The organism is Pantoea sp. Pa-EAmG (genome assembly GCF_030024295.1).
Classification (GTDB): domain Bacteria; phylum Pseudomonadota; class Gammaproteobacteria; order Enterobacterales; family Enterobacteriaceae; genus Pantoea; species Pantoea dispersa.
This window is the reverse complement of sequence record NZ_JASEWO010000369.1, coordinates 1-1011: the sequence shown is the minus strand read 5'-3', so window position 1 is coordinate 1011 and position 1011 is coordinate 1. Positions and strand designations below refer to the sequence as shown.

At 52.8% G+C, this 1011-nt stretch carries 1 protein-coding gene; it reads right to left on the bottom strand.

What is annotated here, in order from left to right:
* Positions 1 to 1011, bottom strand: a 1011-nt coding sequence (gene tssC, locus QMM04_RS22695) for a type VI secretion system contractile sheath large subunit (protein WP_282997131.1), incomplete at both ends; no start/stop codon positions are given.

Below are 1011 nucleotides of genomic sequence, written 5' to 3'. Positions count from 1 at the left end.
TGTGTCCTGGTCTAGGCGTTCACGGTATGAGCCTTTTTTGTCACGCACAATGCACTTCAAATAGTGAGCAAAGCGGCAGCAGGCAAACATATACGGCAGACGCGCCGCCAGACGCGCATTGGCGGTAGCGTCGGCATCGTGGTATTCCGCCGGTTTCTGCAATGACTGCGCACCAATAAAGGCCGCGAAGTCCGAATTTTTACGATGTACCAGTGGCATAAAACCGTTTTTCGCCAGCTCCGCTTCACGACGATCGCTGATGGCGATCTCAGTTGGACATTTCATGTCCACACCACCATCGTCACTCGGGAAGGTATGGCACGGTAAGTTTTCTACCGCCCCGCCCGATTCCACACCACGGATTGAGGTGCACCAGCCGTACTCTTTGAAGGAACGGTTGATGTTGGCTGCCATCGCATAGGCGGCGTTACTCCAGGCGTAATTGCCATGATCAGAGCCATCCGTTTGCTCTTCAAAATCATAACTGTCCACCGGATTAGTACGGATACCGTATGGCAGACGAGCAAGGAAACGTGGCATCACCAGGCCGAGATAACGTGAATCCTCTGATTCACGCAGACTGCGCCAGGCAGCATATTCAGTGTTCTGGAAAATCTTGGTCAAATCGCGTGGATTCGCTAGTTCCTGCCATGACTCCATCTGCATGACTTCGGGTGCCGCACCGGTAATAAACGGACAGTGTGCCGCTGCGCCAATACGTGCCATCTCTCCCAGCAACTCCACATCCTGTGGGCCATGATCAAAGTAGTAATCACCGACCAGGCAACCGAAAGGTTCGCCACCAAACTGGCCGTATTCCTGCTCGTAGATTTTCTTGAACAGCGGGCTGCGATCCCAGCCCACACCTTTGTAACGTTTCAGGGTACGTCCCAGCTCCTGCTTGGAAATACTCATAAAGCGAATTTTAAGCATCTCATCGGTTTCGGTGTTGTTCACCAGATAACTCAGGCCACGCCACGCGCTTTCCAGTTTTTGGAAATCCTGGTGGTG